A 5,046-nucleotide genomic window follows, 5' to 3' on the forward strand; every position below is an offset into this window, starting at 1 on the left:
GCCGATGTCGGCCTTCACCACCTCGGCACCCAGCGCCGTGAGCTCCCGCGCGGTGTCCGAGTCGGGGTGACGGGTCAGCGCACGTACCGCGAACCTGCCACCGGCGTCGGCCAGTATCGCCCTGGCCAGCCCGCCGCCCTGGGAACCGGTCGCGCCGACCACCGCGATGACCTTCTTCTCCGCCACGGCCTTCTCCTTCTTGTTGGGGCGGGGGTGACACACCCCCGTTACATGACAAATCATGCATCTAGTCATTCGAAAGTGCATGTCGTGTCACATGATGTGTCATGCACGTTAGGTGTGAGTGCATGACATGTCAAGCTTCCAGGTAAACTCGTTGTGCATGAACGACACACCCGCGTGGCTGAGCCCCGCCGAGCAGCACGCCTGGCGTGCCTTCATCCGCCTGCACCAGAAGCTCTGGGGCACGCTGGAGCGTGACCTGAAGGCGTACAAACTGTCCGGCGCCGACTTCCAGATCCTCGTCGCCCTCACCGACACCCCCGACGGTCGGCAGCGATTCCAGGACCTCGCCCACACCATCGAGTGGGAACAGAGCCGCCTGTCCCACCAGATCGCCAGGATGATCAAACGCGGCCTGGTGGCCCGGGAGGAATGCGCCGAGGACGGACGCGGTGCCTTCGTCGCCATCACACCGGCCGGCCGCAAAACCATCGAGGCCGCCGCACCCCACCATGTGGCCGCGGTCCGCCGCCTGGTCATCGACGTCCTCAGCCCGGACGAACTCGCCACCTTCGCGCGGCTCTCCAATTGCATCCTCGAACAACTGGACAACGAGCCACCGTGACCCTCACCGCGGTCCTCGCACTGGGACGCCGCCGATGAGGTACGCAGGAACCTGCGGACCGGGTCGAGGCGGGCACCGCGGCCGTCGCCCTGGGCACGGACGGCATGCTGACCCCCGCGGCGGGTGTGAAGACCCGCTTCGTCGTCCCGAAGCACGACCCGTTCATGGCCTGGGCGTAGCGCGCCGCCATCTTCCGGCACGCGAAGCATCCTGCCGCCGCGAAGCTGTATCTGAACTGGTGGCTGTCGAAGCGGACGCAGTCCGACTTCTCCATGTGGTCGGTGCGCACCGACGTCCAGCCCCACGAGGGCTACCGCCCCATCTGGGAGTACCACAACGCCCACCTCGACGGCTTCGAGACCTTCATGGCGAACCGGGGCCTGGTCGAGCGCTTCAGGCAGCAGCTCACTCTCTACGTCGGCGAGGTGACGGGGGCGCCCTCCCCGGGGTGGCTCGGCCTGCATCCCGGGCGCTGACCGGGACGGCGGCCCCGCGCGATGAAACCCCAGGTCGGCAACCCGGGGTCTCATCGCCGTGCGCGGATCTCGTCCAGCCGGCTCTCCGGCCCGCAAGACCGTGACCGCGCCCGCCCGGCAGGCTCAGACGGCGTCGACGAGGGCCTGGTAGGCGCCGTCGGAGAGCCGGATCCGAGCCGCGCCGATGTTCTCCTCCACATGGGCCAACGAGGAGGTGCCGGGGATCGGCAGCAGCGCCGGCGAACGGCGCAGCAGCCAGGCCAGCGCGAGCTGGGACGGCGTCGCGTCGTACTCCTTGGCGACGGTGTCGAGAGGGCCGCCGGGCTTGGCCAGCTGTCCGGTGGCGATGGGGAACCAGGGGATGAAGCCGATGCCGTTCGCCTCGGCGTAGTCCAGGACGTCTTCGGACTTGCGCTCGGCGAGGTTGTACATGTTCTGCACCGAGGCGATCTCGGTGATCGCCCGGGCCTGCTCCAGTTCGGCCACGGAGACCTCCGACAGGCCGATGTGCCGGATCTTGCCGGCGTCCCGCAGCTCGGCCAGGGCGCCGAGCTGGTCGGCGAGGGGCACCTGCGGGTCGATGCGGTGCAGCTGGTAGAGGTCGATCCGTTCCAGGCCGAGGTGGCGCAGGCTCAGTTCGACCTGCTGGCGCAGGTACTCGGGGCGGCCGACCGGCCGCCATTCGCCGGGGCCCTGCCGGGTCAGGCCGCCCTTGGTGGCGATGACCAGGTCGTCCGCGTAGGGGTGCAGTGCTTCGCGGATGAGCTGTTCGGCGGTGAAGGGGCCGTAGGAGTCGGCGGTGTCGATGAAGGTGACGCCCAGCTCGACCGCACGGCGCAGCACGCGTACGGCCTCGGCGCGGTCGGTGGGCTCGCCCCAGACTCCGGGGCCGGTCAGGCGCATGGTGCCGTAGCCGAGGCGATGGACCGGCAGGTCGCCGCCGAGGCGGAAGATGCCGCTTCCGGCTGCGGGACGGTCCGTGGTTCCGGTCGTGTTCGTGATCACGTGCGGGTCCTCTCAAGGCTGAGCCGGCTGCAAAGGTGAAGTGTTCATGTCTGCCGCGACCATGCCGAACCCTGCCCTGACTCGACGGAGGCGGAGCGGATGGGCGTTGCGGAGGGGCGTTGCGGATGGGGAGGGATCAGAGGGCGTTCGTCGATCAGGCGCGCCGGTGTTCCTGGATCATTTGTAGCACCGTCAGTGCATCAATGCACTGACGGTGCATATTTTTTGCCATCTCCATAGCCATCCGAGCGCGCGCCACGGCCCCCTGTCGAAAGCGGCGTGTCGCCGGTTCCGAGCTGCCGTCAGTCCTGCGGCGCCGCGAGGCCGTCGAGGAGGAGGTCGAGTTTCACCCGAAGGGCCGGGCCGAGAGGGAATGGCTGGTCGGTGTGCTGATGTGCCTGGAGCCAGCGGTGGAGGGTTTCGGTGTAAACGGCGCTGAGGGTTTCCGCGACGGTTTCCGCGGTCACGGAGGAGCGGAAGTCGCCGTTCTCCTGGCCGAGGCGAACGCTGTCGCGGAACGAGTCGAAGACCGGGAAGGGGCTGTCGAAAGTCCCCAGTTCGCTCAGCCAGCCCAGCGAGAGGACGCGGGCCATCCTGGGGTTCTCCTCGTTCACCTTGGCCAGGGCCTCCATCTGGAGTTCGAGCTGGCGGCGGGCGGGGACCCGGCGGACGCCGCCGTCACCCAGCCGGGCGGCCACTAGATCCCGGCGCTCGATCCGCCAGGCATCCAGCATGTCGCGCTTGCGGGGGAAGTGGTTGAAGACGGTTCGGCGGGCAAGGTCGGCACGTTCCGCGATCTGGTCGATGGTCGTGGCGGCGTACCCCTGTTCTGCGAACAACTCCAGGGCGGCATCCAGGATCGCGGAGCGGATCCGCTGCCGCTGCCGCTCCCTGCGGCCCATCGGCTGCTGCGTCGGGCCTGTCGGGCTCTTGGCTGCCGCGGGTGAACGGGTCACGTGTGTTCCCTCGCCTGGAAGTCGTGGTCGGTGTACTCGATTCGCGCAGGCTCCATTCTATAGATGCATCGCTGATGCATGTGTGCATCATGATGCACATTTGGCTTGGGGCTCGCCGTCCCGCCGTCCCGCCGTCTCACCGTCTGGAGGTCTTGCAGGGCGATGCCGGAGCTGTCGAACACGGTGATGCCCTGCTCGCTGTGGCGCCCCTCGGTCTGCCCGGTCAGGACGTCGCCCACGGCGGTGAGTGTGAGGGTGCCGTCGTCGATGAGCTGGGCGACGTGCTGCAGTTCCCCGATGCGGACTGCCTGTGCGGGAAGGTCGCAGAACAGGCGGGCCTCCCTGAGCAGTTGCACAGGCAGTTCCTGTTTGCCGTGTGCGTCGGAGCCCATGCCGGCGAACAGGAACGCGGCGCGCCCTTGTGACAGCCGTATCGGCACCCGGACGCCTGAACATGTGGCGGGCCGGGTGCCGGGCCTGTCACCGAAGTCCAGCAGCGGGCGGTAGAAGCAGTCCGGGTCCAGCGGCAGGCAGGGCGAGCCACGGCCACGGGCGCTCCCATTCACCGGTGGCGCGCAGGATGCGTTGGTCACGGTCCCTGCGGTGGACCAACTCCGCGTACGAGAAGTCCTCGATCTCCTCGGTGTCACGGCCGTGCCGGAGCCCGGCGGTCGGTGCCGAGCCCGGCAGCAACCGGTCCCGGGCCGCGGAAAGCGGCTGCAGGCCCGATGCCAAGGGTTGGCCCGGGCCCAGGGAAGGCCCAGGTTCATCAGGCAGCCGAAGTGGGCGTTCGGGTCGGAAGATCCGGAGATTGTCGTCGGATGCCGACGACGTCACGTCCCGCGTGGCAGGCCTGATCCAGCAGCACCGGGGCGCACACCTGCAGGGTGATTCCGCCGGACCCTGCCTCGCACCGAGCCGCCGCCGTACGCGTCGGTGACGCCGGGGCGGCACGGTGCCGTTCTCGTCGGCCGGTAGGCGGCCGACTGAAGTGCCCTGCCCAGGGCGGTCGCCGCACCTTCGGCCCGGCGACTCCAGTGACTCCACCCGTGCAGGCAGGCGCAGCGAGAGCAGTGGGCGGACACAGCGGCCTTGTTCGCGTCGCCTCGGCCCTGCCGGTCAGCGTGACGTCGAAACGGGCGCCCCCGAGAGACGTCCGTCAGTACGCGACGGTGATGCGGTGGCGGACAGCGGTGCTCTTCTCGGCCTCGTCGACCAGGGCGACCGCGTAGTCCTCGGCGCTGATGAAGCTGGTGCCGTCCTCCGCGATGAGCAGGTCGTCGCCGCCGAGGCGGAAGGTGCCGGTGCGCTCGCCGGGGGCGATCTCGTCGGCGGGGGAGACGTACGTCCAGTGCAGGTCGTCGCCCACTTCGGCGCGCAGCAGGCGCAGCACCTCGCGCTGGGCGAGCGATTCGGCCTTGTACATCGCGGGGAAGTCCGGGGTGTCGACCCGGTCCTGGCCCGAGGCGGTCTTCAGGCTGCCCGCCCCTCCGACCACCAGCAGGCGGTGTACACCCGCTATGCGCAGGCCCTCGATCAGGGACTTGTACGTCGCCAGCAGAGGGGCGGTCGGGTCGGAGCCGTCGCGGGGCGGGGAGATGGCGGAGATGACGGCGTCGTGTCCGGCGGCGGCCTGGGCGACCTTGCCCGGCACGGTGGCGTCCAGGGCGAGGACGGTCAGCGCCTGGTGCTCCGGTATGCCGTCCGTACGGCCCGAGCGGGTGGCGGCGGTGACCTCGTGGCCGCGGCTGAGCGCTTCGGTCGTGATGCGGGAGCCGATCATGCCGGTGGCGCCGATCAG

At 69.5% G+C, this 5,046-nt stretch carries 7 protein-coding genes; 2 read left to right on the forward strand and 5 right to left on the reverse strand.

Annotated features, from left to right (window positions below; translation table 11 throughout):
* Window positions 1-186, reverse strand: a 186-nt coding sequence (locus tag ACFY9I_RS42075; protein ID WP_391012701.1) for an NmrA family NAD(P)-binding protein, incomplete at its 3' end; no start/stop codon positions are given.
* A gap of 157 nt (window positions 187-343) precedes the next feature.
* Between ACFY9I_RS42075 and ACFY9I_RS42080 the strand changes: the two genes are divergently transcribed.
* On the forward strand, window positions 344-808 hold the full coding sequence (locus tag ACFY9I_RS42080; protein ID WP_391012704.1) for a MarR family transcriptional regulator: 465 nt from the start codon (window positions 344-346) through the stop codon (window positions 806-808).
* A 281-nt stretch (window positions 809-1,089) separates the two neighbouring features.
* On the forward strand, window positions 1,090-1,284 hold the full coding sequence (locus ACFY9I_RS42085) for a hypothetical protein (RefSeq protein ID WP_391012706.1): 195 nt from the start codon (window positions 1,090-1,092) through the stop codon (window positions 1,282-1,284).
* 123 nt (window positions 1,285-1,407) lie between these two features.
* Here the strand turns inward: ACFY9I_RS42085 and ACFY9I_RS42090 are convergent, their stop codons facing one another.
* The 4 genes from ACFY9I_RS42090 to ACFY9I_RS42105 all read right to left on the reverse strand — a co-directional run.
* On the reverse strand, window positions 1,408-2,286 hold the full coding sequence (locus ACFY9I_RS42090) for an oxidoreductase (protein ID WP_391012718.1): 879 nt from the start codon (window positions 2,284-2,286) through the stop codon (window positions 1,408-1,410).
* Window positions 2,287-2,591: 305 nt separating this feature from the next.
* The gene (locus tag ACFY9I_RS42095; protein WP_391012709.1) at window positions 2,592-3,245 is read right to left on the reverse strand and encodes a TetR family transcriptional regulator; all 654 of its coding nucleotides are present in this window, start codon (window positions 3,243-3,245) and stop codon (window positions 2,592-2,594) included.
* Window positions 3,242-3,838 carry a hypothetical protein gene (locus tag ACFY9I_RS42100; RefSeq protein WP_391012712.1) on the reverse strand — a complete coding sequence of 199 codons (597 nt, stop codon included), beginning with the start codon at window positions 3,836-3,838 and terminating at the stop codon, window positions 3,242-3,244. The genes ACFY9I_RS42095 and ACFY9I_RS42100 overlap by 4 nt, the downstream gene beginning before the upstream one ends.
* A 566-nt stretch (window positions 3,839-4,404) precedes the next feature.
* A partial coding sequence (locus tag ACFY9I_RS42105; RefSeq protein ID WP_391012715.1) for an NAD(P)H-binding protein occupies window positions 4,405-5,046 on the reverse strand: 642 nt, incomplete at its 5' end.

It is taken from the genome of Streptomyces sp. NPDC012510 (genome assembly GCF_042955065.1).
Classification (GTDB): Bacteria; Actinomycetota; Actinomycetes; order Streptomycetales; family Streptomycetaceae; genus Streptomyces.